Consider the following 24,973-nt stretch of genomic DNA (forward strand, 5'->3'; position numbering starts at 1 on the left):
TTCGCTACCGAGCCCACTCCTGCGCTGGGTCCCGATGCAACCGATCCGCGCCCGGAATCGTCAGGTGTAGGAAGCCGGAGGTGCCACCGGCTATCGTTACCGCCGATCACAGGGAACAACGAGGGATCTCGCATGGCTATGACCGACCACCGTACGACTCGACCACTGTTGGCTGTCGCCACCATCGGCACCTTGTGCTTGGGCCTCACCGCGTGCGGGGAAGCAGTTCGCCGGCGGTCACGCCGCCGCCACAGACGACGACGTCATCGGCCGCGCCAACCTCCGAGACCAGTTCGTCGTCCACGAGTCCGTCCTCGGGACCCACGTCGAGCACCAGCACCGCCGGAGCGCCCGCGGCGTTCAAGGTGGGCCAGTGTCTCAATGACACCCAGAACTGGCAGGTCACGCCGTGCGACCAGCAGCACAAGCTGGAGGTCATGTCGATCGTCAAGACGTCCAAGGACGCCAACGACATCATCAAGCGCGGTGTGCTGCGCACCTGGACCTGCAACAACGAGCTGGCGAAGTATGTCGGTGAACCCAGCGCAGCGTTCTCACGGATCCTCGACCAGCCGGTGCCGACGGTGGTGGATTCCGATGCCGCCCATCAGATCGTCTGCGCGGCTGCGGTAGCGAAGCCGGACGACTCCGGGTACCAGGAGATCAGCTACGCCTTGAAGAATCGCATCAAGGACAAGGGCTACGTCGACTACCGGATCTGCACCAAGGAGCGACCGAGCAAGACGGACTCACCGAGCATCGTGCCCTGCACCGACCCTCACAAGGCCGAGACCATCGGCGGCTACGTGATCGGCACGGCAGACGGCAAATATCCCGGCAGCAAGACGGTCGACCAGCGCGCCCTGCAGAAGTGCGTCCCGCTGGCCAAGAAGTACATCGGCGCCGGTCGCAACGATGTCATCGCCGCGGCGAACAGCACCGGGGCGCAGGGCTGGAAGCAAGGCACGACGATGACCGCCTGCTTCGTGGAGGCGACGTCCGGCACGTTCACCAAGCCGCTGAAGGGCATCAAGAACAAGCCGCTGTCTGCGTACAAGTGAGCGTTGTCGCCGTGGCCAGCGGGGTCGGATCGTTGCCGGGCACCGACGTCCAGGGGGCGGCCCGTGCCGTCCGGGAGTTGTATGGCGATGGCGGCGTGCCCTACCTGGTGGAGTTGCCCGCACGCGGGCCGGGCGCCGACCTCATCGGTCGCACCGCGGCACAACTGACCGGACTCGCGGTCGACCTGCAGCCCGCCGGCTGGCGGCTGACAGACGGCTCAGGACGGGACGCGTCGCGGGCACGGGCCTTCCTGCGCGAGGACCTCGACGTGCTCGCCGAGGTGTATGACGGCTACGCCGGCTCGCTGAAGGTCCAGTCATGCGGTCCGTGGACGCTTGTGGCGACGCTGGCGTTGCCGCGTGGCGAGCGCGTGGTCAGCGACCCGGGAGCGGTGCGTGACGTCATCCAGTCGCTCGCCGACACCGTTGCGGAGCACGTGGCCCAAGTGCGGCGGCTGGTGCCGGGCGCGCGGGTGACCGTGCAGTGGGACGAGCCGGGGCTGCCGGCCGTGCTGGCCGGCCGCCTGCCCACGGTCTCCGGCTTCGGCAGCCTGCGGGCTGTCGATGGCAACTTCGCGCGTGATGGACTGACTCGCGTGACGGAAACCGTTGCTGGTCAGGCAGATTCGCAGGTGATGCACTGCTGCGCCGCTGACGTGCCAGTGCCGCTGGTGCGTCAGGTGGACGGTCTCGAGCTCGCGCTCGACACCTCTCTGGTGCGGACCGCGCAGTGGGACGGCATCGCCGAGCTGGTTGAGTCCGGGCGGCGGTTGTGGGCCGGCCTCGTGCCGACCGGATCGACGGCGCGGCACCCGCGCGACCACGTCGATCCCTTCGTGGAGCAGTGGCACCGGGTGGGCCTGGAGCCGGCCCTCCTGGAGCAGGTCGTCGTCACGCCCGCATGCGGACTGGCCGGACTCTCGCCGGCTGACGCCTCGCGAATCGGCCGTCTCACGGTCGACGCTGCGCACGCCATACGCGACGTGGTGGAACAGTAGGCGACCCGCTTACTCCCCCTCGCCGAGAGGCTCAGAAGAGTATCGAGAGGCTCAGAAACTTTGCCCTACGCGGCTTGATTATCTGAGCCTCTCGAAGCGTATGTGAGCCTCTCGACGATGAGGGCGGCTGTGTCGCGCGCTGGTCGGCGGGTTGTCGGTGACATACGGCAGGATTGGGCGGGTGAGCGAGACCGACGGCATACCGGCAGAAGCGCGGCACGAGTGGACCGACCTAGCTGAGGAGGCCCGCGGTCACCAGTTCGCCTACCACGTCCGCGACGCGCCGACGATCAGCGACGGTCAGTATGACGCGCTGATGAAGCGGCTCAACGCGATCGAGGACGAGTTCCCGGCGTTGCGCAGTCCGGACAGCCCGACCCAACAGGTCGGCGGAGCGATCTTCAACACCGACTTCACCGCGGTCAAGCACGCCGAGCGAATGCTGAGTCTGGACAACGTCTTCAGTGCCGACGAGCTGGCCACTTGGATCGCGCGGGTGGAGCGGGAGGTCGGCGACCAACCGCTGCATTTCTTGTGCGAGCTGAAGATCGACGGCCTGGCGATCAACCTCACCTATGAGAATGGCCGGCTGGTGCGTGGTGTGACCCGCGGCGACGGCACGACCGGTGAGGACGTCACCTCCAATGTCCGCACGGTGCAAGGGATTCCGCACCGGTTGTCGGGCGACAACGTCCCGGAGCTGGTCGAGGTTCGCGGCGAGATCTTCATGGGTATGGCCGACTTCGAGCAGCTCAACGCCGCGCTCGTCGAGTCGGGGAAGCCGCCGTTCGCCAACCCGCGCAACACCGCCGCCGGGTCGTTGCGGCAGAAGAACCCACGGGTCACCGCGAGTCGCGCGCTGCGGATGCTGGTGCACGGCATCGGCGCTCGCCGGGGCTTCGACATACAGCGCCAGTCGCAGGCTTATGACCTGCTGCGGGAGTGGGGCCTGCCGGTCTCGACCCACTACAAGGTCGTCGACTCCGCCGCCAAGGTGCAGAAGTATGTCGAGTGGGCCGGCGCCAACCGGCATTCCGTCGAGCACGAGTTGGACGGCGTCGTGGTCAAGGTCGACGAGGTGCCGGTGCAGCGCGCGCTCGGCTCGACGTCGCGTGCGCCGCGCTGGGCGATCGCCTACAAGTACCCGCCCGAGGAGGTCAACACCAAGCTGCTGGACATCGAGGTCAACGTCGGGCGCACCGGTCGGGTCACGCCGTTCGCGGTGATGGAGCCGGTGGTCGTGGCGGGCTCCACGGTCGCAAATGCCACGCTGCACAACGCTTTCGAGGTCAAGCGCAAGGGCGTGTTGATCGGCGACACCGTGGTGCTGCGCAAGGCCGGTGACGTCATACCCGAGATCCTGGGGCCGGTCGCCGACCTGCGCGACGGCAGCGAGCGGGAGTTCGAGATGCCGACGCACTGTCCGTCGTGCGGCACGGAACTCGCCTACGAGAAGGACGGCGACAAGGACATCCGGTGTCCCAACTCCCGCACCTGTCCATCGCAGTTGCGCGAGCGGCTCTTCAGCCTCGCCGGGCGGGGCGCTTTCGACATCGAGGCGCTCGGCTGGGAGGGCGCGGTCGCGTTGCTCGAGTCCGACGTGATCACGGACGAGTCGACGCTCTTCCGGCTGACCCGCGAGCAGCTGGTGCGAGTGCCGCTCTACACGCGTGCGGCGAAGAAGACCGATTCCGAGGACGACATCGTCGACGGGAAGGTGTTGTCCGCCAACGGTGTTCGGCTGCTCGACAACCTCTCGGCAGCCAAGGAGCAGCCGCTCTGGCGGGTCATCGTCGGCCTCTCGATCCGGCACGTCGGACCGACCGCGGCGCGAGCCCTCGCGACCGAATTCGGGTCGATCGAGGCGATCCGGGCGGCGAGCGTCGAGGAGTTGGCTGCGTCCGACGGCGTCGGCGGAGTCATCGCGCAGGCCGTCATCGACTGGTTCGAGGTCGACTGGCACCGGCAGATCGTGGAACGCTGGGCGCAGGACGGTGTGCGGATGGCCGACGAGCGCGACGAGTCGGTAGTGCAGACGCTGACTGGACTGACGATCGTCGTGACCGGCTCGCTCGAGCGGTTCAGTCGCGACTCGGCCAAGGAAGCGATTATCGCGCGCGGCGGCAAGGCGGCCGGCTCGGTGTCGAAGAAGACCTCGTATGTCGTCCTCGGCGCCAACGCCGGCACCAAAGCCGAAAAGGCCGAGCAGCTCGGCGTGCCGACGCTCGACGAGGAGGGCTTCGAGGAGCTCCTCGAAACCGGCCCACCGAATGCTGCGGGTTGAGTAGCACCTCAAGCTGGTCGAGTGCCGGAGGAGCGAAGCGGGGGAGGTGTATCGAGACCGACGTCTTGAGGTCACGCTGCCTCGTGTTGTCACCTCAAGTTGGTCGAGTGCCGGAGGAGCGAAGCGGGGGAGGTGTATCGAGACCGACGTCTCGAGGACACGCTGCCTCGTGTTGTCACCCTGGTTGGGTGTCGAGGCGGCTGCCCGGCCGAACGCCCTCCACTTCACTCCGCTAACGCTCCGTTTCGTTCCACAGGTTCGGCCGGACAACCACCTCGGCACCCGGGTGACTCGCCCTCATCGGTGGTTGGCTGGAGCGATCTGTGGTCGAGTTGATCTGCCGAGGTGGCCGAGGAGGTCGTGAGGGACGAGCGACCGTCTCGAGGTCGGCTCCACGAATTACGAACGAGCACAAGGAGTTTCAGATGAGCGAAGCAGTCCCGCTGGACGTCGTGCTGATCCACGTCGACCGCGCGCTGAACGGTATGACGGCAACCCTCCGCGAGCTGGGCGACGACTTGACGAACACGGAGACAGGTCTGCCGGGCGGCAACACGGCATACCAGATCGTGCGGCACTGCTGCGGTGTCCTGGAGTTCTGGGGCGGTCAGGTGCTGGCAGACCGGCCGATCACGCGTGATCGTCTCGCGGAGTTCACGTCCTCCGGAACGGTCGACGAGCTGGTGGCGCTCGTGGAGCAGCAGCGAGCGGCATTCCGTTCCGACATACAGGGATTCGACGGCGACGCAGCCCCGCGCGGGAGGATGAGCGAGCGGAGCATGGATCCCGACGAGGTGCGCACTCAAGGCGGTGTGCTGATGCACGTCTACGAAGAGCTCGCCCAACACCGCGGTCACCTCGACATCACGGCGGACTTCGTGCGTGCCGCCTCATGAGAGGTCAACGGATGTCCTGACGGTGCTCTCTCACGACACCCGCTGACCTTCGGTGGATGACGCATGCCACACACGCCAATCTCATTTCGAACCCGACCCGAGGCGGACGCATCAGGTCCGTGTCTTAGGTTCAATGATGTGAGTACGCCTGGGATTTGGCCTGTTTCGTCGACCGGAAGGGCCGCTGCGCCCTTCGTCGTCATCGGTCTCGGGCTGGTTATCGTCGGTGGCTTCGTCTCCGCGGCGGCCGCACCGACGGCGAGCTATCACAGCAGTTGGGCCGTCGCCTACGTCGTCCTCGTTGCCGGGGTGGCTCAGGGGTTTATCGGCCTTGGCCAGGCCGTGCTGACCGAAGGCGCGACATCGGCGAAGGTCCGGCTGGCGGAGCTGTGCTGCTGGAACGCCGGCAATGCACTGGTGGTCGCGGGGACGCTGCTGGACGTCCCGATCGTGCTCTACCTGGGTTGTCTGCCGCTGATCGCAACACTGATGCTGGTCCTGCGGGCGCTGGCGCACGCTCCGTCGAACTGGTTGCTGTGGGCCATGCGGGTCGTCGTGGTCATCCTGTTGGTCAGTATGCCGACGGGCATCGTGCTGCAAGCCGTGTCGCACTGAGCCGCGTTCGCCATACAGTCAGCCCTTCGGGAGACGTTGATCCTCATGGCTACGGAAGATGCTTGCCGAGCCTGCGCAGCCAGCCGCCGATGAACTTGTTCTGGTGAAGTCCCCGACGCATTACCTCGCCGCGCAAGTTGCGGAGCGTGTCGCGGGCAAACACGGTCGGCCCGCGCTTTTCTCGGTCTTCGATCCGCAACGCCTGCTGGTGTGCGAAGTGCGCGCACTGCAGGCATAGTCGCGCTTCAGGGTGCCGGCCGAGTCTGACCATTCGGTCGGGATCGACGGTGTTGCCGCAACACCAGCAGCGGGTGGTGTCGTCGCTGGAGATGGGGTCCGCGCTCATGGCTCCATTGTGCGCTGCTTCGTGTCGGACCCGCGGCCTACTCGGGTTCGACGAGCTTGCCGCTCTTGGCCACCTCCGGGTCGGTGCATGACGACAGGTCGAAGCAACACGGGCGGCGCTTGCCGGATCGCAGCTTGGACACGCCGACCTCGACGCGGCGGTCGCGGGTCACCGGATTCTTCGTTGCGTTGATCCAACGGACCCATTCCCAGCGCGCCATCGGCGTGATGTCCTGCCACGTCTCGGTCAGATCGCTCGCGTCGGCGAGCGCAGCCGAAAAGTCTTCCGGGACATCGGGTTCCGGCCACTCCTTGGTCGGCTCGATCTCCAGCTCCACGGTGGCGCCGCCTGCGAGGTCGAGCTCGCTACGCAAGCCGTCGTCGATCGGGATCCAGTGCCCGCGCCGACCGTCGGGCTCGATCACCGTCGGGTATGGCGCGCCATCCACAGTCACCGTCGCCGCGATCTGACCACGCGAGGGGAGCGCCGCACTCGCGTCATCGGGGAGTCGGACGATCATCCGATCGGCGATGAGTTCGGTGTGCGCGGTGCATTCGACGGTCGTGGGTTCAGCCTTGGTCGCCATGCGGGCAAGGCTAGTGCGGGAGGCCAGGGACCGCCTGCGGGATCCGTTCGACCGGCAGCGGGATCCATTCCGGCCGGCAGATCGTGCGCGAGGCCGCCCGCACTCTCTGCAGGCCCGGAATCACGAGACGGCACGAAACTCCGTTGCGACCAGCAGGACGTGCGCCATACCGCACCATCCGCAGGACCGGGGATCCGCAACCCGACCGACACCACGCCCGTCCGGCAGATCGTGCGCGGTGCCGCCCGCACCATCTGCAGGCCGGGAAGCCGTCGGCTCAGGCAGGCTTGCGGGCCAGCACCAGGAGCGCGTCGTTCTCGATGCGGACACCGTCCGGGCCGACCAGCGCAGCAAGTTCGGCGCGAACCTCAGCACGAGTGGTCTCGTCTAGCACCAGATACCTCGAGTACGTGAAGATCAGGTCGAGCCACGCGTCGCTGGTCATGCGTCGTTCCTCGGGAAAGGTACGACTCTCGACGGTGAATCCGATCCCCTGCAGGAGACCGTCAACCGAACCCTCGCGATGCTCGGACGGCCGGGCACTGGGCACTGCGGCGAGGTGCCGCTCGTCGACCTCAGTGACGCGGTCACGCGGCGGGTCGAGCTCGGTGAAGCGATTCCAGTAGAGCGCCAGTGCGCCACCGGGACGAAGCACGTCCCAGGCCTTGCGCGCCGCGGTCTCGGGGTCGACCCAGTGGAACGATTGCGCGAAGGTCACCAGGTCGAAGTGCCGCCCGGTCGGATCCCACTCCTCGAAGTTCGCCACCTCGACCGACAAATCGCTCGCGGCCGCGACTGACGCCATGTCCGAATCCGGTTCGACGGCAAGCACTTTCGCACCGCCATCACGCAACTGTCGAGCCGCGATGCCGGAGCCGGCACCCACGTCGAGCACTTCGGCGGGCTGCCTCCCAGTAGTCGGTGCGTCCAGCACCTGCCGGATCAGAGCATCGGGGTATGTCGGACGGTGTTCGTCATACTCCGCTGCAACCGCCCCGAATGACTCTGCACGGGACCGATTGAGGTGAAGCTGCTCGTCCGTCGCCACCCGCTCAGTCCGCGTCTGGGGCGTAGGTCGGTGCGTCGGCCGAACTGCTTCCGTCGGCAGCGAACGCCCGGTAGACGTCGACGATCATGGTGACGCACTGGTCGAGTTCGAGCAGCGGCGTGTTGAGTTGCAGGTGATAGAGCGTCGGGTCGTCGATGTCCCGGCCATAGAGGTGCTGCACGTACTTCGCGCGGGCCGCGTCGACATTCGGCAGATCCTCCTCCGCCGCATCCGCGCCCCCGCCACGCCGAACCTCACCGCCGCCTTGACCCGCTCCTCGGGACTCCCGTAGAGCCGGATCCGCAGCACGTCGGTGCGGTCCTGCAGTGCCGCGGCCCCGCCGCGGCCGAGGATGACGGCGCCGTCGGTCAGCGACTCGCACATGATCTTGTTCGCTTCGGTCCGGAATTCCTCAGCCGCCGCACCATCGGCGGCCGCGATGGCAGCGCCCCCACTGATCGTGTCGGCCAGCGGGGCCAGGTTGCGGAAGAAGCGGTCGGCGAAGCTGAGCTTCCGCTCGCCCTCCTGCGCTTCCTCGAGTGAGATCTGCAGCTCCCCGGCGACCCGAGCGCTGATCGCCCGATCCAGCATCGCGAAGCCGAGTCGCTCGGCGACGCGGGGAGCGACGACTCCACCTCCCGCGCCGTAAGCGGACGAAATGGTGATGCCTGGCATGAGCGCCTCCTCGGCGTCGACTTCACGGATACTTCGTTCTGCTATCAAGTTGTATCACTGCGTGTCTCCAGTGTGGTGCCTGAACGTATCCGGCATCGAAGGCAAGCCGGAGGAAATGTGCCGAGTGGCGCGAAATAGACTGATTGCCATGTCTGACCTGTCCCGCGACGAGGTAGCCCACGTCGCCATGCTCGCCCGCATACAACTCACCGATGCCGAGCTCGATCGGCTTGCTGGCCAGTTGGACCAGATCGTCGGGTTCGTGGCCACTGTCGGCGAGATCGCCACCGATGACATCCCGCCGATGTCGCACCCGCTGCCGTTGGAGAACGTCACGCGGGCGGACGAGGTCCGGCCGAGCCTGACACCCGAGCAGGCGCTCGCCGCTGCACCGCACGCGCAGGCCGAGCGATTCGCCGTGCCGCGCATCCTGGACGAGGACTGAGAGTCGAGACGATGACTGACTACACCCGGCTCACGGCTGCCGAAATCGCCGACGCGCTCGCCAGCGGTGCCACCACATCGGTGGAGGTCACCCAGGCGCACCTCGACCGCATCGCCGCGGTCGACGGCGACATTCACGCCTTCCTGCAGGTCGACGCCGAGGGAGCGCTCGCGACGGCGAAGGCCGTCGACGAGGCACGCGCCGCCGGGGAGAAGCTCGGCCCGCTCGCCGGCGTGCCGATCGCGGTCAAGGACATCGTGGCCACCAAGGGTCTGGAGACCACGGCCGGCAGCAAGATGCTGCAGGGCTGGATTCCCCCGTATGACGCCACCATCGTCACCAAGTTGCGCGAGGCCGGTATGCCGATCCTCGGCAAGACCAACATGGACGAGTTCGCCATGGGCAGCTCGACCGAGCACTCGGCATACGGCCCGACGCACAACCCGTGGGATCTCGACCGCACGCCGGGCGGGTCCGGCGGTGGCTCGTCGGCGGCCGTCGCCGCCTTCGAAGCGCCGCTGGCGATCGGCACCGACACCGGCGGTTCCATCCGCCAGCCCGCGTCGGTCACCGGCACGGTCGGCACCAAGCCGACGTATGGCGGGGTGTCCCGCTACGGCCTCATCGCGCTGGCCAGCTCCCTGGACCAGGCCGGACCGTGCACCCGCTCGGTGCTCGACGCCGCGTTGCTGCACGAGGTCATCGGCGGACACGACGTCATGGACTCCACATCCATCGACGCGCCGGTGCCGCCGGTGGTCGAAGCCGCGCGTCAGGCTGACGTGTCGGGCATGAAAATCGGTGTCATCAAAGGCATTTCGGGCGAAGGTTTCCAACCGGGCGTCAAGCAGCTCTTCGAGGAGTCGGTGCAGCTGCTCGTCGATCGCGGCGCCGAGGTCGTGGAGGTGGAGTGCCCCAGTTTCGAGAAAGGCCTGGCTGCCTACTACCTGATCATGCCGAGCGAGGCCAGCTCCAACCTGGCGCGCTTCGACGCGATGCGTTACGGCCTGCGGGTCGGCCCCGAGGGCGTCGACAGCCCGAGTGCCGAGCAGGTCATGGCCGCCACGCGAGAGGCCGGTTTCGGTGACGAGGTCAAGCGTCGCGTCATCCTGGGCACCTACGCACTGTCGTCCGGTTATTACGACGCCTATTACGGCACGGCGCAGAAGGTTCGCACCCTGATCGCCCGCGACTTCGCAGCGGCATACGAGAAGGTCGACGTGCTGGTGACGCCAACCGCGCCGACCACGGCGTTCAAACTCGGCGAGAAGCTCGACGACCCGATGGCCATGTATCTCAATGACGTCGCCACCATCCCGGCGAACCTCGCTGGCGTTCCTGGCATTTCGATCCCCAACGGTCTCGCGGCCGAGGACGGACTGCCCAGCGGTTTCCAGATCCTCGCGCCGGCCACCAAGGACGACCGGCTCTATCGCGTGGCCGCGGCCCTCGAGGCGGCGCTGCACGAGAAGTGGGGCGCCCCGATCCTGGCTCAAGCCCCGGCACTGACAGCAAAGGCGGGCAACTGATGACTGACGCAGTCGTCGACTACGACGAGGCACTCGCGACATACGACCCGGTGATGGGTTTCGAGGTGCACGTCGAGCTCAACACCGCGACCAAGATGTTCTGCGGGTGCGCCACCGGATTCGGCGCCGAGCCGAACTCCCAGGTCTGCCCGGTCTGCCTCGGTCTGCCGGGTGCCCTGCCGGTCGTCAACGGCAAAGCCGTCGAGTCCGCGGTCCGCCTCGGCCTGGCACTCAATTGCAGCATCGCGTCCTGGTGCCGGTTCGCCCGGAAGAACTACTTCTATCCGGACATGCCGAAGAACTTCCAGACCAGCCAGTATGACGAGCCGATCTGTTTCGAGGGTTACCTCGACGTCGAGATCCCGGCCGCTTCCGGCAAGGGCACCGAGACGTTCCGTGTGGAGATCGAGCGCGCCCACATGGAGGAGGACACCGGAAAGTCGCTGCACGTCGGCGGCGCGACCGGACGCATCCAGGGTGCCGAATACTCCCTCGTCGACTTCAACCGGGCCGGCATACCCCTCATCGAGATCGTCACCAAGCCGATCGAGGGCGCGGGGAGCGCGCGCCGGAGATCGCCAAGGCGTATGTCGCCACGCTGCGCGACCTCGTCAAGGCGCTCGGCATCAGCGACGTGAAGATGGAGCAGGGCTCGGTCCGCTGCGACGCCAACCTGTCGCTACGCCCGATCGGCACCGAAAAGCTCGGCACCCGCACCGAGACCAAGAACGTCAACTCGCTGCGCTCCATCGAGCGGGCCGTCCGTTATGAGATCAGCCGACAGGCCGCGATCCTGAACGATGGCGGGTCGATCACCCAGGAGACCCGGCACTGGCACGAGGACACCGGCGTCACCACCGCGGGCCGCCCGAAGTCGGACGCCGACGACTACCGCTACTTCCCGGAGCCCGACCTGGTGCCGGTGGCTCCGGCAGCTGAGTTGGTCGAGGAGTTGCGGGGCACACTCCCCGAACCCCCGTGCAGCGCCGCAACAGGCTGCAATCCGACTGGGGTTACAGCGATCTGGAGATGCGCGACGTCATCAACGCCGGTGCGCTCGACCTGATCGAAGCCAGCGTCGCGGCCGGCGCGACCGCTCCCGGCGCCCGCAAGTGGTGGACCGGTGAGCTCGCCCGACGCGCCAACGCCGAGGAGAAGTCGGTCGACGAGTTCAACGTCACCCCCGCGTATGTCGCCGAGCTCGACGGCCTGGTCAAGAGCGGCCGCCTGAACGACTCGATGGCCCGCCAGGTCCTCGAAGGCGTCATCGACGGTGAGGGTTCGCCCACCGCGGTCGCGGACGCCCGCGGGCTGGAGCTGGTCCAGGACGACGGTGCTCTCGAAGCCGCGGTCGACAAGGTCATCGCCGCCAACGAGCCGATCGCCGCCAAGGTTCGCGAGGGCAAACTCAATGCCGCCGGCGCGCTCATCGGTCAGGTGATGAAGGAGCTCAAGGGCCAGGCCGACGCAGCCAAGGCCCGCGAGCTGATCCTCGCCAAGCTGACCAACCAAGGTGGTTGAGTAGGCCGGAGCGCTAGCGGAGGCCGTCTAAGGTGGTTGAGTAGGCCGGAGCGCTAGCGGAGGCCGTATCGAAACCCCTTGGCACTGTTGAACTTTCGAGTGCCCTGGTCACCTTGGTATGGCGCCGGCTACGCCGCCGTCCCTGACTCACTCCGCTTCGTTCCGCTAGCGCTCCACTTCGCTGCATAGGCCAGGGCCGACGACGCAGCCGACGCCCTCGTGCGTCGCCTTGGTGACTGGTCCCGTGGTCGTCAGTGTTCGGACGAGTTGGGCTCGGAGGTCACCTTCGTCTCGGCACGAGGGCGGCGTTATCGGCGTAGCGTGATTTGGCATGGCTATCGAGTCGTCATACACGATCGCGCCGCTCAGCCCGGAGACCTGGCCTGCGTTCGATGCGATGGTGCAGCGACACAACGGCATCTTCGGGGGCTGCTGGTGCATCTGGTTCCACCCGGACGGGCCCGAGAGGGGTCAAGGCGCAGAGGCCAACCGGGCGCTGAAGAAGGCGTATGTCGAGCGGGGCGAGGCGCATGCAGCGCTGGTGATGGACGGCGACGAGGCGATCGCGTGGGCTGAGTACGGCACCCCCGGCGAGCTGCCCACCCTGCACCACCGCAAGCAGTATGACGCCACCAAGACTGCCGACCCCGACTACCGGATCACCTGCGTCTTCGTCGACAAGCGCCACCGGCGGCAGGGCATGACGGAGCTGGCGATCACCGGTGCACTCGACCTCATCGCGCAGGCCGGCGGCGGGCGGGTGGAGAGCTATCCGCACGACCTGACCGGCCAGACCAAGAAGATGTCCTCGTCGTTCCTCTACAACGGCACCCGCGGTCTCTACGAGCGGCTCGGCTTCACCTACGACCGACCCAAAGGGCTGAAGAACTGCGTCATGGTGAAGACCGTCGACCCTGCATGAGGCCGGTCGGCTGACCCGCCGTCGCTGCGATCGCCGGGCCCCGATTAGGTTCAGCACATGGTGATCGTGTCGCTGCCGGAGGAAAACTGGGTTGCTGCGCTCGCGGATGTCGAGGGCCTCGAGCCGGTGCTGTGGGACATGACGGATGCTCCGCCGCGTGGCGACATCGCGGTGGTCGTGCCGCCATACATGAGCAATCCGAAGCGGCTGGCTCGGCTGGCGGAGCTGCCGCAGTTGCGTGCGGTGCAGCTGGTGACGGCCGGATTCGAGCACGCGGTGCCCTACCTGCCGGCCGGCGTCGAACTCGCCAACGGGCGGGGCATTCACGACACGTCGACCGCGGAGCTCGCGGTGGGGCTGGCGATCGCCGCGCAGCGCGGCATACCGCAGGCGGTGCGTGCACAAGGCGATGGCGAGTGGTTGCGGCTGGCCGGTATGCCGTCGCTCGCCGACCGGCACGCGCTGATCATCGGGTATGGCTCGATCGGTGTCGCGATCGCGAAACGCCTGCTGGCGATGGAGGTTTCGGTCACGGCCGTGGCGTCCAAGGCACGCGCGGGGGACGACCTGGTCGAGCAGGTCCACGGCATCAACGAGTTGCCCGCGCTGTTGCCGGAGCACGATGTCGTCTTCCTCATCCTCCCGCTTACTGAAGCCACTCATCACTTGGTCGATGCGGATTTCCTGGCCCGTATGCCGCGAAACTCGCTGCTGGTCAATGTCGCTCGTGGCGGCATCGTCGACACCGATGCCCTCGTCGAGGCATGCGCTGCGGGACAGGTGCGAGCTGCCCTGGACGTGACCGATCCCGAACCGTTGCCACCCGCGCATCCCTTGTGGCACACCGACGGCGTGCTCATCACGCCGCACGTCGGAGGGGCGTCAACTGCGTTCGAGCCGAGGGCGCTGCGGCTGCTGCGCGAGGAGCTCGCACAGTTCGCCGCGGGCGCGCCGTTGCGGAACGTCGTCGCCACCGGGTCGAGATGAAATGCTTGGGGCATGACCTCAGCCATCCGTCAGCTGATTCTCGTCCGGCACGCCAAGGCGGCCGATCCCGGCACCGGGACCGACCATGACCGGCCGCTCACGGACCGTGGACATGCCGATGCGAAGGTGCTCGGCGAATGGTTCAAGGAGCAGCGGCTGCGCCCCGACCTCGTCTTGTGTTCGACGGCCGTTCGCACCCGCGAGACGTGGGCGGACATCGTCGCGAGCAGCGGCCTCGGGGCGCTCGTCGCGAACGACCAGCGCATCTACAACGCCTCCGTCGAGCGACTTCTCGGAGTCATCGAGGACGAAGGTCCCCCGTCGCACTCGATCGCGCTCGTGGGGCACGCCCCCGGCATACCCGGTCTTGCGGCCACGTTGACGGAGGGTGTCGAGGCCGACCCGGAGGGGCCGTCGTTCGAAGACGACTGGCCGACCTGCACGGCGGCGGTCCTGGAGATCAGCGTCCCCTGGAAGAAGCTCGGGCCGGGCACGGGGCGGCTGGTTTCGGTGCACACAGCACGCGCGTCCGAGTAATGGGACTCCTGTCCCAATCCGTGGACAGGAGTCGTAGTCTGGGGCCATGCCAGAACTGAGGTCTCGGACAACCACGGTCGGTCGTGCAGCATCGGGCGCTCGCTCGCTCTGGCGTGCAACCGGCATGACCGACAGCGATTTCGGCAAGCCGATCGTCGCGATTGCGAATTCATACACCCAGTTCGTGCCCGGTCACGTGCACCTGAAGAACATGGGCGAGATCGTCGCCGAGGGAGTGCGTGCGGCCGGCGGGGTGGCGCGTGAATTCCACACCATCGCGGTCGACGACGGCATCGCGATGGGCCACGGCGGCATGCTCTACTCGCTGCCCAGCCGCGAGATCATCGCGGACTCGGTCGAATACATGGTCAACGCACATACCGCCGACGCGCTGGTGTGCATCTCCAACTGCGACAAGATCACGCCGGGCATGCTGAACGCCGCGATGCGACTCAACATCCCGACCGTGTTCGTGTCCGGTGGCCCGATGGAGGCCGGCAAGACGGTCTCGGTCAACGGTGTGGTCCACCCGTCGTCGGACCTGATCACCTCGATCTCCGCTTCGGCCGATGAAAATGTCGATGAGGACGCGCTGGCCGCGATCGAGAACTCCGCCTGCCCCACCTGCGGCAGTTGCTCGGGGATGTTCACCGCCAACTCGATGAACTGCCTGACCGAGGCACTCGGCCTCGCGTTGCCGGGCAACGGCTCGACGCTGGCGACGCATGCGTTCCGGCGCAGCCTGTTCGAGCGCGCCGGCTCGGTCGTGGTCGACCTGGCCAAGCGCTACTACCACGACGACGACCACTCGGTGTTGCCGCGCAACATCGCGACGTCGGCGGCTTTCCGCAACGCGATGGCACTGGATGTCGCGATGGGCGGGTCCACCAACACCGTGCTGCACATCCTCGCCGCGGCTCAGGAAGGTGAGGTCAAGGACTTCGACCTGGCCATGATCGACGAGATCAGTCGTCGGGTGCCCTGCCTGGCCAAGGTCGCGCCGAACTCGTTCTTCCACATGGAGGACGTCCACCGCGCGGGCGGCATACCGGCCATCCTCGGTGAATTGCGTCGTGCGGGCCTGCTCGAAACCGACGTCAGCACAGTGCATTCGCCGTCGTTCGAACAGTGGCTGGACGACTGGGACATCCGCTCCGGTAAGGCCACCGACGAGGCACTGGAGCTCTTCCACGCGGCGCCCGGCGGCGTGCGCACCGTCGAACCCTTCTCGACCGAGAACGTCTGGTCCGAGCTGGACACCGACGCCGAGAACGGCTGCATCCACGACAAGGAGCACGCCTACACGACCGAAGGTGGCCTGGCCATCCTGCGCGGCAATCTCGCGGTCGACGGCGCCGTCATCAAGACGGCGGGCGTCGATGAGGACCTCTGGCACTTCCAGGGTCCCGCGCGAGTCGTCGAGTCGCAGGAGGACGCGGTCAACGTCATCCTCAACAAGATCATCCAGCCTGGTGAGGTCCTCGTGGTGCGCTACGAAGGCCCGGCCGGCGGCCCCGGCATGCAGGAGATGCTGCACCCGACCGCGTTCATGAAGGGGACCGGCATGGGCAAGAAGTGCGCCCTGGTCACCGATGGTCGCTTCTCGGGCGGATCCAGTGGGTTGTGCATCGGGCACGTCTCACCGGAGGCCGCGGCCGGTGGCGCGATCGGCTTGGCGCGCGACGGTGACATGATCCTGATCGACGTTCCCAAGCGGATCCTGTCTCTGCAGGTCGACGACGCGGAGTTGCAGCGTCGTCGCGAGGAGATGCAGGCCGCCGACCAGCCGTGGCAGCCCAAGAGTCGTGAGCGGGTCGTCAGCAAGGCGCTGTGGGCGTATGCCGCCATGGCGACCTCGGCCGATCGTGGCGCCGTGCGCGAGCTGCCGGGTAGCTGACCGTCGCTGCGCGGCTTCTCAGTGGGTGCCGGTGATGCCCCCGTCGACAGGAATATCAGCGCCGTTGATGTACCCGGCCTCGTCGCTGACCAAGAATCCGGTGAGTGCCGCGATCTCTTGGGCGCGGCCGAGTCGGCCTTGCGGGTTCGGCGCGTAATCCGCCACGAGCGCTGCCTCGATCTCCTCCCAGCTGCGACCAGCGGCGTCCGGTCGGCTCATGAACAGTTGCCGCATCGCCGGTGTGAGTATGACGCCCGGGCTGACCATGTTGACGGTCACTCCCGGGGCGACGGCGGTGCGAGCGAGGCTGATCGTCGCGTTGGCGAGCGCGGCCTTTGCGGCGGAGTATTCGATCATCGTAGGGATCGGCGTCCGGGTCGCCCGCGTGCCGATGAAGACCACCCGACCGAAGCCGCGCTCACGCATCGGGGCCAACGCCGCGGTCGCGAATTGGATCGCCGACACGACATTGGTCTGGTAGGCCGACTCCCAATCTGCAGGCGTTGCAGTGTCATACGTGTGCTCGGCGTACGGGCCGGCGCAGTGGACCAGAATGTCGAAGTCACCGGTGCCGACCTGGGTCGCCAAGGCCCGGACCTCATCGGGCCGCGAGACATCACCGTGCAGCGTCTCGACGTCGCCATCGAGTGATTCCGCTGCAGCTGCTGCGGATTCGCGAGTGCGCCCGTGCACGGTGACGGTCATCCCGCGGTGCAGCAGGTCCTGGGCCACGGCATACCCGATGCCGGAGGTGCTCGCGGTGATCAGCGCTCGACGAGTTCGGTCAACCATGGCTAGACGGTATGACGAGGGTGCGACGGTGGGTCGGCTTTCGGGTCAGAGTTCGAGCTTCATCATCCGGTCGGTGGTGACGAAGCCGAGCGACTCATAGAGGTTGATCGCGACGTCGTTGCCGCCGAAGACGTGCAGCGCAAGAGCGCGAAAACCGTTGTCACGGGACCATTTCGCGGCTTCCTGCATGAGCGCACGACCGTAGCCCTTGCCGCGCTCGCTCGGCTCCACGTCGATTGCCCAGATGAACGCGACGTCCTTGCTGTCGGCACGCGGCGCCATCCACAAGCGACCCACGCTGCTGCCGGCATCGTCGATGGCGATCAACACCTCGTGGCCGGGGAGAGCCGGCCACGGGGAAAGAGCTGTGCAGTCTCCTGCTCGGCCTGTCGGAAGGCCTCGTCGAGCGGGACTCCGCCGTTCGTGTGCTTGTCCTCGGCGTACGCCCGCATGGACGTCTCGATGTAGCCCGGCAGTTCGTCATCGGTGATCGGTCGTACGCGCATGCTCGGCACCTTAACGGGTGTGGCTGCTGTGACGAATGACACAAATCTGGGCAATACCGGCCCCGAATGTCTCAAAGTGATAACGAAGACTTCCAGTGCAAACCCGGGCAGTGCGAGTATCGTCGACATGTCGACAATCTGTCGTCGTCGCTGGTCAGCGGTGCTTTGAGAGGAGTTTGACCGTCCTTGACTGACCATGACCGCCCCCAAAACCTGTGATTGAGATGTGCCGAACGGCGACATAGCCTCCAGAGGTCCGATTCTCCGGAGGTGCGTTCGGCGTGGCTCCCCGTGTGTCGAAAGGCCCCAGAAACATGAGACTGCGTACACGACGTGCAACCGCCGCTGCTGCTGTGCTGACAGCGGGCGCGCTCGCCCTTTCCGGCTGCGGTGGTTCCAGCGGCGGCTCCGGTGGCAGCGGCACCACGGTGTCCTCACTGAAGAAGGCCGGCAAGGTCGTCGTCGGCATCAACGGGGAGAACCCCTACAGCTTCATCGGCAAGGACGGGAAGCCGGATGGCGCGACGATCGCGCTGGACAAAGCGGTGTACAAGAAGCTGGGCATCAACACGGTCGAGGCCAAGAAGGTCGAGTGGGACGCACTGATCCCCGGCCTCAACTCCGGACAGTACGACGAGGTCAGCGCCGGTATGTCGATCCTGCCGGACCGCTGCAAGAAGGCAGCCTTCAGCTACCCCGAGATCACTTACGAGACAGCGCTCCTGGTGCCCAAGGGCAACCCGAAGAATCTGCACACGATGCAGGACCTGAAGACCAAGAAGGTCAACCTGGTCACCGAGAACGGCGCCATCGAGCAGGGCTACGCCAAGACGATGGGCATCCAGACCCAGACCGTCGGCTCCCCGGAGGAGGGCCTGCAGGCGGTCGAGAACGGCCAGGCCGATGTGTTTGCGCTGACCGCGATCTCGCTACGCACTCTGGTCAAGACGCAGAAGGCCGAAGGCAAGGTCGAGGTCACCAAGGCCTTCACCGCTTCGGTCGGCGGCAAGCTGCAAATCGGTGCCGGCGCCGCGGTCTTCCGCAAGAGCGACAAGTCCTTGCTTGCGGCATACAACAAGGAACTCAAGAAGATCATCGACGACCCGAAGCAGTTCAACGCTGTGGTCGGTAAGTACGGCTTCACCGAGGCCGAGCGTCCCCAGGGCAAGACCACCGACACCGCCTACTTGTGCTCCGGCAAGCTGCCGGACGCGAAGTAGTGATCGGACGATCGAAGGGCGCTGACCGTGCCTGATCTGTCATCCATTGCTCCGTCCGGCGTCGTCAGCACCCTGCAGGACAACTGGCACAACCTGTTGGACGGTCTGCGCGTCACCCTCGAGCTCTCGGTGTTCGGTGGCGCGCTCGCCTTCGTCGTCGCCGTGCTGCTCGGGCTGGCCTCGATCTCCCGGTTCGCTGTGCTGCGCGGCATCTCGCGGGTCATTGTGGAGTTCTTCCGCGGGACCTCCCTGGTGGTGCAGCTGTTCTTCCTCGCCTATGTGACGCCGGTGGCGTTCGGCTGGGGATCGCACCTGTTGCTCTTCGGCATCGTCGCGCTCGGTCTCAATTACGGCGCCTACGGCTCCGAGGTTGTCCGCGGTTCACTGAATGCCGTGCCGCCCGGACAGTGGGAGACCACGACTGCGCTCTCCATGCCGTGGATCACCAAGATCCGTCGAATCATCTGGCCACAGGCCTGGGCTCTCATGCTGCCCGGCCTCAACAACCTGATGGTCATGCTGGTCAAGGGGACCGCGATCGCCTACTTCATCGGCCTGTATGACCTGACCTATGTCAGTGATGAGCTGCGCAAGGGCGGTGCCGACATGTGGACCGTCTATGGGATCGCGTTCGTCATCTATTACTTCGCGGCGCTCGCTTTCTCGGCCGTGTTGCGCCGGCTCGAAGTGCGCGCACAGCGGCGGCTGGGCATCCGACCGTCCAAGTCCAGAACCACTCGCGCGACGGCAGAGGCGGTGGCGTGATGCACGCGTCAGTGACCTGGGACTGGAGCATCGCCCACCAGGCGTTCCCCGATCTGCTCAAGGCCTTCCTGCAGGTGACGCTCGTCGTCACCGTGGCTGCCTCGATCCTGTCGGCGATCCTCGGGCTGGTCTGGGCGATCGCGCTGCGTGAACTACCCGTCGTGCTCAGCAGACTGCTCGGGTGGCTGCTGGGCGTCATACGTATGACGCCCCTGCCGCTGCAACTGCTGATCGTGACCTACGGAATCGTCACCCCTCGGGGCTGGCTGGCGCATCTCAACGGTCCGGACCAGTTGCGGCATCGGTTGATGATCGTCGGCATCGTGGTCTTCGCGGTGCACTACTCGACCTACATGGCCGAGTCCTACCGTGCGGGCATCGAGTCGTTGCCGAAGGGGCAATGGGAGGCGGCGACCGCGTTGTCGCTGCCGACGAAGCGGACCTGGCGGGCGGTGATCGTGCCGCAAGCACTGCGCGCCACGCTGCCGTCACTGGGCAACTGGGCGATCGCGATGTTCAAGGACACGCCCTACCTGCTCGCGATCAGCCTTGCCGAGATGGTGTCCGAGGCCCGACGCATCGGTGGCGAGAACTTCAGCTACACCGAGGCCTTCACCATCGCCGGCCTGATCTTCCTGGTGGCGAGTTACCCGACCGCCATCCTCATGCGCCGATTGGAGAAGAAGCTTGCCTACTGACAAGACGACCAGTTCGGGTGCGCCCGACCTGGCAAAGCGGGCTGCTGTCCAGAATGGTGCCGGCACGCCGCGCATCGTCTTCGAGGACGTCTCGAAGCAGTTCGGGAAGAACATCGTCCTGAACGAACTCAACTTCAACGTCGCCAAGGGCGAGCGGGTCACGCTGATCGGGCCAAGTGGCTCGGGCAAGACCACCATCCTGCGGCTGCTGATGACGCTGGAGGAACTGTCCGGCGGATACATCTACGTCGACGGCGACCCGCTGACCCACAAGAAGAACGACACCGGCAAGCGGGTCGCCATGAAGACCAAGGAAGTCTCCGCCATCCGCAAGCGGATCGGCATGGTCTTCCAGCAGTTCAACCTCTTCCCGAACATGTCGGTGATCGAGAATGTCACCGAGGCGCCGATCCATGTCCTCGGCCAGTCCAAGGACGAGGCACGGGAGAAGGCCAACCGGCTGCTCGACCAGGTCGGGCTGGGCGACAAGGCCGAGGAGCACCCGACGCGGTTGTCCGGTGGTCAGCAGCAGCGGGTGGCGATCGCCCGTGCGCTGGCCATGGAGCCAGAGATCCTGCTCCTCGACGAGGTCACCTCTGCGCTCGACCCCGAGCTCGTCGGAGACGTGCTCGGCGTGCTGCGTGACATCGCGGACACCACCGACATCACCATGCTGCTGGTGACCCACGAGATGCAGTTCGCCCGGGACGTCTCGCACCGCGTGATGATGTTCGACGCGGGTCACATCATCGAAGAGGCCGAGCCCGATGCGATGTTCTCCGACCCGCAGCACGAACGCACCAAGAAATTCCTCCAAGCGATCCTGTAATCCTTTTGCGGGCACTCCTCGATGCTGAGCAGGTTCGCAGGCTCACCTGCTCAGCATCGTCATACCCGCGATCGCGACACCCGTCCCAGGCGCCCCGAGGTTGTTTCCTCGGGGCGGTGGTGGTTCAGGTCACGTCCGTATGCTGAGATCGCTATCTCAGAATGTTGACGGTCGTCCGGGGTCGCACGACACTGGAGCGGTGGCACGAATTCTCGTACTTCCAAGGCGCGCAAGCTGATTCGTTCGGCTCGCGCGCTGACCCTCACTGCCCGATCTCCGGGATGAGGGTTTTTTTATGCGCGAGCGTGCTCCGAAACGTAAGGACAGCAAGGTGACTGGTCAGATCCCGACTCCGGCAGAGGTGGTGCCGGCTGCCAAGAAGCAGCCGGCGGCACAAGACGTGACAGGTGCGCAGAGCCTGGTGCTCTCGCTCGAAGCTGCTGGCGTAGAGGTCGTCTTCGGCCTGCCGGGCGGCGCGGTCCTGCCGGTCTACGACCCGCTGCTGGACTCGACCAAGCTGCGTCACATCCTGGTCCGCCACGAGCAGGGCGCCGGGCACGCGGCCGAGGGTTACGCGTCGGCGACCGGCCGCGTCGGTGTCTGTATGGCGACGAGCGGCCCCGGCGCGACCAACCTGGTCACGGCCATCGCCGACGCCTACATGGACTCGGTCCCGATGGTCGCGATCACCGGCCAGGTCAGCTCCAAGACCATTGGTACGGACGCCTTCCAGGAAGCCGACATCCGCGGCATCACGATGCCGATCACCAAGCACAGCTACCTGGTCACCGACCCCGCTGACATCGCGTCCGCGGTCAAGGAGGCGTTCCACATCGCATCGACCGGTCGTCCAGGCCCGGTGCTGGTCGATATCAGCAAGGACGCGCTGGTCGCAAAGACCACCTTCGAGTGGCCCGCCGACGTCGGGCTGCCCGGCTACCGGCCCGTGACCCAACCGCACCACAAGCAGATCCGCGCCGCGGCGAAGTTGATCCGGGAGAGCAAGCGCCCGGTCTTCTACCTGGGCGGCGGCATCGTTCGTGCGGGGGCCTCACAGGAGCTGCGCGAGCTCATCGACCTGGCCGGGATCCCGTTGGTCACCACGTTGATGGCGCGCGGCGTCGTGCCCGACAGTCACCCGCTGCACCTGGGCATGCCCGGCATGCACGGATCCGTCGCCGCCGTCACCGTGCTGCAGAAGGCCGACCTGTTGATCGCGATCGGCACCCGTTTCGACGACCGCGTCACCGGCCACCTCCCGTCGTTCGCGCCCGGTGCCAAGGTGATTCACGCCGACATCGACCCGGCCGAGATCTCCAAGAACCGCGTCGCGGACGTCCCGATCGTCGGTGATGCCAAGGCCGTCATCACGGATCTGACCGCAGCCCTGCGGGCCGACCGCGACGCCGGGCACGCTCCGGACTTCACCGCCTGGCAACAGCGCACCCGCGGCTGGGCGGACACCTACCCCTTGGGCTACAGCCCTGCCGAAGATGCGACGGCGATCCCGCCGCAGTACGTCATCGAGCGGATCGGCGCGCTCACCGGACCCGAAGCGGTGTATGCCGCGGGCGTCGGCCAGCACCAGATGTGGGCGGCGCAGTTCGTGCACTACGAGCGCCCCAACTCCTGGCTGAACTCCGGCGGCCTCGGCACCATGGGTTACTCGGTGCCGGCCGCGATGGGCGCGAAGGTCGGCGAACCCGACCGGGTCGTCTGGGCGATCGACGGGGACGGCTGCTTCCAGATGACCAATCAGGAACTGGCCACCTGCATGATCAACAAGATCCCGATCAAGGTCGCGATCATCAACAACTCCAGCCTCGGCATGGTGCGTCAGTGGCAGACGCTCTTCTACAACGAGCGCTACTCCAACACCGACCTGCACACCTCTGCCGCCGGGTCGCGCATCCCTGACTTCGTCAAGCTCGCCGAGGCTTATGGTTGCGTCGGCCTGCGCTGCGAGAAGACCGAGGATGTCGACGCGACGATCGCAAAAGCGTTGGAGATCAACGACGTTCCGGTGGTCATCGACTTCGTCGTGGAACGCGACGCGATGGTCTGGCCGATGGTGCCGGCCGGCGTGAGCAATGACCTGGTCACCACGGCACGGGCGATGACGCCCGTGTGGGACCGCGACGACGATGCAGAGGGGACACGCTGATGGCACGTCATACTTTGTCGGTGCTGGTGGAGGACAAACCCGGTGTGCTCGCGCGCATCTCGGGGTTGATCTCCCGACGTGGCTTCAACATCGATTCACTCGCGGTGGGACCGACCGAGAACGACGAGGTCTCCCGGATGACGATCGTCGTCGACGTCGACGAGACCGCGCTGGAGCAGGTCACCAAGCAGCTCAACAAGCTCATCGAGGTGCTCAAGGTCGTCGAACTCGACGAATCTGCCTCTGTTCAGCGCGAACTCGTCCTCATCAAGGTCCGGTGCGACGCCACGACGCGCGCCGAGATCGTCCAGATCACCCAGATGTTCCGGTGCAACGTGGTCGATGTCGGCCTGGATGCGCTGGTCATCGAGGCGACCGGGACGCCCGGCAAGCTGGGCGCTTTGCTCGACGTGCTCGATCCCTATGGCGTCCGGGAGATCGTGCAATCCGGTCTCGTCGGAGTCGGTCGGGGTGGCAAGTCGATCACCGACCGGGGCCGCCGCAGCGCGTAGCGCTCGCACCAATTCACCTACGTACCAACCAAATTCACATACCAACCAAGGAGACTCCAGTGGCCGAAATGTTCTATGACGACGATGCCGACCTGTCGGTGATCCAGGGCCGCAAGGTCGCCGTCATCGGCTACGGCAGCCAGGGCCACGCGCACGCACTCAACCTGCGCGACTCCGGTGCCGATGTCCGGATCGGCCTGCGTGACGGCTCGAAGTCGAAGGAGAAGGCCGAGAACGAAGGGCTGCGGGTGCTGCCCGTCGCCGACGCGGTCAAGGAAGCCGACGTCGTCGTCATCCTTGCCCCCGACCAGGTGCAGCGCACCGTGTATGCCGAGGAGATCGAGCCCAACCTCAACCCCGGCGCCGCGCTCGTCTTCGGACACGGCTTCAACATCCGCTACGACTACATCAAGCCCAAGGCCGACGCCGACGTACTGATGGTCGCGCCCAAGGGCCCCGGCCACATCGTGCGCCGCGAGTATGTCGACGGACGCGGCGTGCCGGTCGTGCTCGCCGTCGAGCAGGACGCGTCGGGCACGACCTGGGATCTGGCCAAGTCCTATGCCAAGGGCATCGGCGGCTTGCGCGCCGGCGGCATCAAGACGACGTTCACCGAAGAGACCGAGACTGACCTCTTCGGTGAGCAGAGCGTGCTGTGTGGTGGCGCGTCGCAGCTTGTGCAATACGGCTTCGAGGTGCTGACCGAGGCCGGCTACCAGCCGGAGGTCGCCTACTTCGAGTGCCTGCACGAGCTGAAGCTCATCGTCGACCTGATGATCGAGGGCGGCATCGCCAAGCAGCGCTGGTCGATCTCCGACACCGCGGAGTTCGGCGACTACGTCTCCGGACCGCGCGTCATCGACCCGCACGTGAAGGAGAACATGAAGGCGGTGCTGGCCGACATACAGGACGGTTCCTTCGCCAAGCGCTTCATCGACGACCAGGACGCCGGCGCACCGGAGTTCAAGGCGTTCCGCGAGAAGGGTGCCCAGCACCCGATCGAGGCGACCGGCAAGAAGCTGCGCGGTCTGATGAGCTGGCTGAAGGACAGCGACACCGACACGGACTACGTCGAGGGATCGGCTGCCCGCTGACAGCGGCGCGAGGACACGAGCGAGGGACGAGTGAGGCCCGCAGCGC

26 protein-coding genes and 2 pseudogenes are annotated in these 24,973 nt (G+C 66.4%); 19 read left to right on the top strand and 9 right to left on the bottom strand.

Annotated features, from left to right (window positions below):
* Positions 1-205: 205 nt before the first annotated feature.
* Positions 206-364, bottom strand: coding sequence for a hypothetical protein (locus ACFQDH_RS11530; protein WP_382401416.1), 159 nt, complete (start codon positions 362-364; stop codon positions 206-208).
* A 1-nt stretch (position 365) separates the two neighbouring features.
* Here ACFQDH_RS11530 and ACFQDH_RS11535 point away from each other — a divergent pair, with 1 nt between their 5' ends.
* The 5 genes from ACFQDH_RS11535 to ACFQDH_RS11555 all read left to right on the top strand — a co-directional run bounded on the left by ACFQDH_RS11535 (position 366) and on the right by ACFQDH_RS11555 (position 5,854).
* Positions 366-1,061 carry a septum formation family protein gene (locus tag ACFQDH_RS11535; protein WP_382401418.1) on the top strand — a complete coding sequence of 232 codons (696 nt, stop codon included), beginning with the start codon at positions 366-368 and terminating at the stop codon, positions 1,059-1,061.
* Positions 1,062-1,072: 11 nt separating this feature from the next.
* The gene (locus ACFQDH_RS11540) at positions 1,073-2,059 is read left to right on the top strand and encodes a uroporphyrinogen decarboxylase/cobalamine-independent methonine synthase family protein (RefSeq protein ID WP_382401420.1); all 987 of its coding nucleotides are present in this window, start codon (positions 1,073-1,075) and stop codon (positions 2,057-2,059) included.
* A gap of 181 nt (positions 2,060-2,240) precedes the next feature.
* Entirely contained in the window at positions 2,241-4,343 is a 2,103-nt protein-coding gene (ligA, locus tag ACFQDH_RS11545) for an NAD-dependent DNA ligase LigA (RefSeq protein WP_382401422.1), read from the top strand.
* A gap of 425 nt (positions 4,344-4,768) precedes the next feature.
* Positions 4,769-5,239, top strand: a complete 471-nt coding sequence (locus ACFQDH_RS11550; RefSeq protein ID WP_382401424.1) for a mycothiol transferase — start codon at positions 4,769-4,771, stop codon at positions 5,237-5,239.
* Positions 5,240-5,377: 138 nt separating this feature from the next.
* A complete protein-coding gene (locus ACFQDH_RS11555; RefSeq protein ID WP_382401426.1) occupies positions 5,378-5,854 on the top strand; it encodes a hypothetical protein in 477 nt (158 codons plus the stop codon).
* A 49-nt stretch (positions 5,855-5,903) separates the two neighbouring features.
* Here ACFQDH_RS11555 and ACFQDH_RS11560 read toward each other — a convergent pair whose 3' ends face one another.
* From ACFQDH_RS11560 to ACFQDH_RS11575, 5 genes and pseudogenes are all read right to left on the bottom strand, one after another.
* Positions 5,904-6,200 (bottom strand): hypothetical protein, encoded by a 297-nt coding sequence (locus ACFQDH_RS11560; RefSeq protein ID WP_382401428.1) that lies wholly within the window; start codon positions 6,198-6,200, stop codon positions 5,904-5,906.
* A gap of 37 nt (positions 6,201-6,237) precedes the next feature.
* Positions 6,238-6,786, bottom strand: a complete 549-nt coding sequence (locus tag ACFQDH_RS11565; RefSeq protein WP_382401430.1) for a YdeI/OmpD-associated family protein — start codon at positions 6,784-6,786, stop codon at positions 6,238-6,240.
* A 277-nt stretch (positions 6,787-7,063) separates the two neighbouring features.
* Positions 7,064-7,834, bottom strand: coding sequence for a class I SAM-dependent methyltransferase (locus tag ACFQDH_RS11570; RefSeq protein ID WP_382401432.1), 771 nt, complete (start codon positions 7,832-7,834; stop codon positions 7,064-7,066).
* 4 nt (positions 7,835-7,838) lie between these two features.
* Positions 7,839-8,216 carry a cytidylate kinase family protein gene (locus ACFQDH_RS23915; RefSeq protein ID WP_465253893.1) on the bottom strand — a complete coding sequence of 126 codons (378 nt, stop codon included), beginning with the start codon at positions 8,214-8,216 and terminating at the stop codon, positions 7,839-7,841.
* Positions 8,108-8,509: pseudogene (locus ACFQDH_RS11575) on the bottom strand (cytidylate kinase family protein); the annotation flags it as partial. The pseudogene ACFQDH_RS11575 and the gene ACFQDH_RS23915, both read right to left, overlap by 109 nt.
* Before the next feature lie 148 nt (positions 8,510-8,657).
* On the opposite strand from ACFQDH_RS11575, the gene gatC reads away from it, so the two are divergent.
* From gatC to ilvD, 7 genes and pseudogenes are all read left to right on the top strand, one after another.
* Positions 8,658-8,954, top strand: a complete 297-nt coding sequence (gene gatC, locus ACFQDH_RS11580; RefSeq protein WP_382401436.1) for an Asp-tRNA(Asn)/Glu-tRNA(Gln) amidotransferase subunit GatC — start codon at positions 8,658-8,660, stop codon at positions 8,952-8,954.
* 11 nt (positions 8,955-8,965) lie between these two features.
* Complete coding sequence (gene gatA / locus ACFQDH_RS11585) at positions 8,966-10,483, top strand: Asp-tRNA(Asn)/Glu-tRNA(Gln) amidotransferase subunit GatA (RefSeq protein WP_382401438.1); 1,518 nt, start codon at positions 8,966-8,968, stop codon at positions 10,481-10,483.
* Positions 10,483-12,004: pseudogene (gene gatB, locus ACFQDH_RS11590) on the top strand (Asp-tRNA(Asn)/Glu-tRNA(Gln) amidotransferase subunit GatB). Before gatA ends, gatB begins: the two are co-directional and overlap by 1 nt.
* Positions 12,005-12,335: 331 nt before the next feature.
* Entirely contained in the window at positions 12,336-12,926 is a 591-nt protein-coding gene (locus ACFQDH_RS11595; protein WP_382401440.1) for a GNAT family N-acetyltransferase, read from the top strand.
* A 57-nt stretch (positions 12,927-12,983) separates the two neighbouring features.
* Positions 12,984-13,913, top strand: a complete 930-nt coding sequence (locus tag ACFQDH_RS11600) for a 2-hydroxyacid dehydrogenase (protein ID WP_382401442.1) — start codon at positions 12,984-12,986, stop codon at positions 13,911-13,913.
* Positions 13,914-13,925: 12 nt separating this feature from the next.
* The gene (locus ACFQDH_RS11605) at positions 13,926-14,450 is read left to right on the top strand and encodes a SixA phosphatase family protein (RefSeq protein WP_382401444.1); all 525 of its coding nucleotides are present in this window, start codon (positions 13,926-13,928) and stop codon (positions 14,448-14,450) included.
* Positions 14,451-14,496: 46 nt separating this feature from the next.
* Complete coding sequence (gene ilvD / locus ACFQDH_RS11610; protein ID WP_382401446.1) at positions 14,497-16,347, top strand: dihydroxy-acid dehydratase; 1,851 nt, start codon at positions 14,497-14,499, stop codon at positions 16,345-16,347.
* Positions 16,348-16,365: 18 nt separating this feature from the next.
* On the opposite strand, the gene ACFQDH_RS11615 is transcribed toward ilvD, so the two are convergent.
* The 3 genes from ACFQDH_RS11615 to ACFQDH_RS11625 are packed head-to-tail and all read right to left on the bottom strand — an operon-like array spanning position 16,366 to position 17,645.
* A complete protein-coding gene (locus ACFQDH_RS11615) occupies positions 16,366-17,139 on the bottom strand; it encodes an SDR family NAD(P)-dependent oxidoreductase (protein ID WP_382401448.1) in 774 nt (257 codons plus the stop codon).
* Between the two features lie 45 nt (positions 17,140-17,184).
* On the bottom strand, positions 17,185-17,466 hold the full coding sequence (locus tag ACFQDH_RS11620) for a GNAT family N-acetyltransferase (protein WP_382401450.1): 282 nt from the start codon (positions 17,464-17,466) through the stop codon (positions 17,185-17,187).
* Positions 17,463-17,645 carry a hypothetical protein gene (locus ACFQDH_RS11625; protein WP_382401452.1) on the bottom strand — a complete coding sequence of 61 codons (183 nt, stop codon included), beginning with the start codon at positions 17,643-17,645 and terminating at the stop codon, positions 17,463-17,465. The genes ACFQDH_RS11620 and ACFQDH_RS11625 overlap by 4 nt, the downstream gene beginning before the upstream one ends.
* Before the next feature lie 314 nt (positions 17,646-17,959).
* On the opposite strand from ACFQDH_RS11625, the gene ACFQDH_RS11630 reads away from it, so the two are divergent.
* The 7 genes from ACFQDH_RS11630 to ilvC all read left to right on the top strand — a co-directional run bounded on the left by ACFQDH_RS11630 (position 17,960) and on the right by ilvC (position 24,927).
* Positions 17,960-18,865: a transporter substrate-binding domain-containing protein gene (locus ACFQDH_RS11630; RefSeq protein WP_382401454.1), complete on the top strand. Its 906-nt coding sequence runs from the start codon at positions 17,960-17,962 to the stop codon at positions 18,863-18,865.
* A 27-nt stretch (positions 18,866-18,892) separates the two neighbouring features.
* Positions 18,893-19,630 (top strand): amino acid ABC transporter permease, encoded by a 738-nt coding sequence (locus tag ACFQDH_RS11635; protein ID WP_382401456.1) that lies wholly within the window; start codon positions 18,893-18,895, stop codon positions 19,628-19,630.
* The gene (locus ACFQDH_RS11640; RefSeq protein ID WP_382401458.1) at positions 19,630-20,328 is read left to right on the top strand and encodes an amino acid ABC transporter permease; all 699 of its coding nucleotides are present in this window, start codon (positions 19,630-19,632) and stop codon (positions 20,326-20,328) included. Before ACFQDH_RS11635 ends, ACFQDH_RS11640 begins: the two co-directional genes overlap by 1 nt.
* A 28-nt stretch (positions 20,329-20,356) precedes the next feature.
* Entirely contained in the window at positions 20,357-21,157 is an 801-nt protein-coding gene (ehuA, locus tag ACFQDH_RS11645) for an ectoine/hydroxyectoine ABC transporter ATP-binding protein EhuA (protein ID WP_382404849.1), read from the top strand.
* 295 nt (positions 21,158-21,452) lie between these two features.
* Positions 21,453-23,321 carry an acetolactate synthase large subunit gene (locus ACFQDH_RS11650; protein ID WP_382401460.1) on the top strand — a complete coding sequence of 623 codons (1,869 nt, stop codon included), beginning with the start codon at positions 21,453-21,455 and terminating at the stop codon, positions 23,319-23,321.
* Entirely contained in the window at positions 23,321-23,833 is a 513-nt protein-coding gene (gene ilvN / locus ACFQDH_RS11655; RefSeq protein WP_382401462.1) for an acetolactate synthase small subunit, read from the top strand. The genes ACFQDH_RS11650 and ilvN overlap by 1 nt, the downstream gene beginning before the upstream one ends.
* A gap of 59 nt (positions 23,834-23,892) precedes the next feature.
* On the top strand, positions 23,893-24,927 hold the full coding sequence (ilvC, locus tag ACFQDH_RS11660) for a ketol-acid reductoisomerase (RefSeq protein WP_382401464.1): 1,035 nt from the start codon (positions 23,893-23,895) through the stop codon (positions 24,925-24,927).
* The last annotated feature ends 46 nt before the right edge of the window (positions 24,928-24,973 follow it).

Origin of the sequence: Flexivirga alba (assembly GCF_042661025.1) — a bacterium.
GTDB lineage: Bacteria > Actinomycetota > Actinomycetes > Actinomycetales > Dermatophilaceae > Flexivirga > Flexivirga alba.

What these genes read in the sequence shown, in the direction of transcription:
- gatC (WP_382401436.1), top strand. Translation starts at nt 8,658, where the DNA reads ATGTCTGACCTGTCCCGCGACGAGGTAGCCCACGTCGCCATGCTCGCC.
- ACFQDH_RS11605 (WP_382401444.1), top strand. Translation starts at nt 13,926, where the DNA reads ATGACCTCAGCCATCCGTCAGCTGATTCTCGTCCGGCACGCCAAGGCG.
- ACFQDH_RS11560 (WP_382401428.1), bottom strand. Translation starts at nt 6,200, where the DNA reads ATGAGCGCGGACCCCATCTCCAGCGACGACACCACCCGCTGCTGGTGT.
- ACFQDH_RS11650 (WP_382401460.1), top strand. Translation starts at nt 21,453, where the DNA reads ATGCGCGAGCGTGCTCCGAAACGTAAGGACAGCAAGGTGACTGGTCAG.
- ACFQDH_RS11550 (WP_382401424.1), top strand. Translation starts at nt 4,769, where the DNA reads ATGAGCGAAGCAGTCCCGCTGGACGTCGTGCTGATCCACGTCGACCGC.
- ACFQDH_RS11615 (WP_382401448.1), bottom strand. Translation starts at nt 17,139, where the DNA reads ATGGTTGACCGAACTCGTCGAGCGCTGATCACCGCGAGCACCTCCGGC.
- gatA (WP_382401438.1), top strand. Translation starts at nt 8,966, where the DNA reads ATGACTGACTACACCCGGCTCACGGCTGCCGAAATCGCCGACGCGCTC.
- ACFQDH_RS11595 (WP_382401440.1), top strand. Translation starts at nt 12,336, where the DNA reads ATGGCTATCGAGTCGTCATACACGATCGCGCCGCTCAGCCCGGAGACC.
- ACFQDH_RS11600 (WP_382401442.1), top strand. Translation starts at nt 12,984, where the DNA reads ATGGTGATCGTGTCGCTGCCGGAGGAAAACTGGGTTGCTGCGCTCGCG.
- ACFQDH_RS11630 (WP_382401454.1), top strand. Translation starts at nt 17,960, where the DNA reads ATGAGACTGCGTACACGACGTGCAACCGCCGCTGCTGCTGTGCTGACA.
- ACFQDH_RS11625 (WP_382401452.1), bottom strand. Translation starts at nt 17,645, where the DNA reads ATGCGCGTACGACCGATCACCGATGACGAACTGCCGGGCTACATCGAG.
- ACFQDH_RS11640 (WP_382401458.1), top strand. Translation starts at nt 19,630, where the DNA reads ATGCACGCGTCAGTGACCTGGGACTGGAGCATCGCCCACCAGGCGTTC.
- ilvN (WP_382401462.1), top strand. Translation starts at nt 23,321, where the DNA reads ATGGCACGTCATACTTTGTCGGTGCTGGTGGAGGACAAACCCGGTGTG.
- ilvD (WP_382401446.1), top strand. Translation starts at nt 14,497, where the DNA reads ATGCCAGAACTGAGGTCTCGGACAACCACGGTCGGTCGTGCAGCATCG.
- ACFQDH_RS11565 (WP_382401430.1), bottom strand. Translation starts at nt 6,786, where the DNA reads ATGGCGACCAAGGCTGAACCCACGACCGTCGAATGCACCGCGCACACC.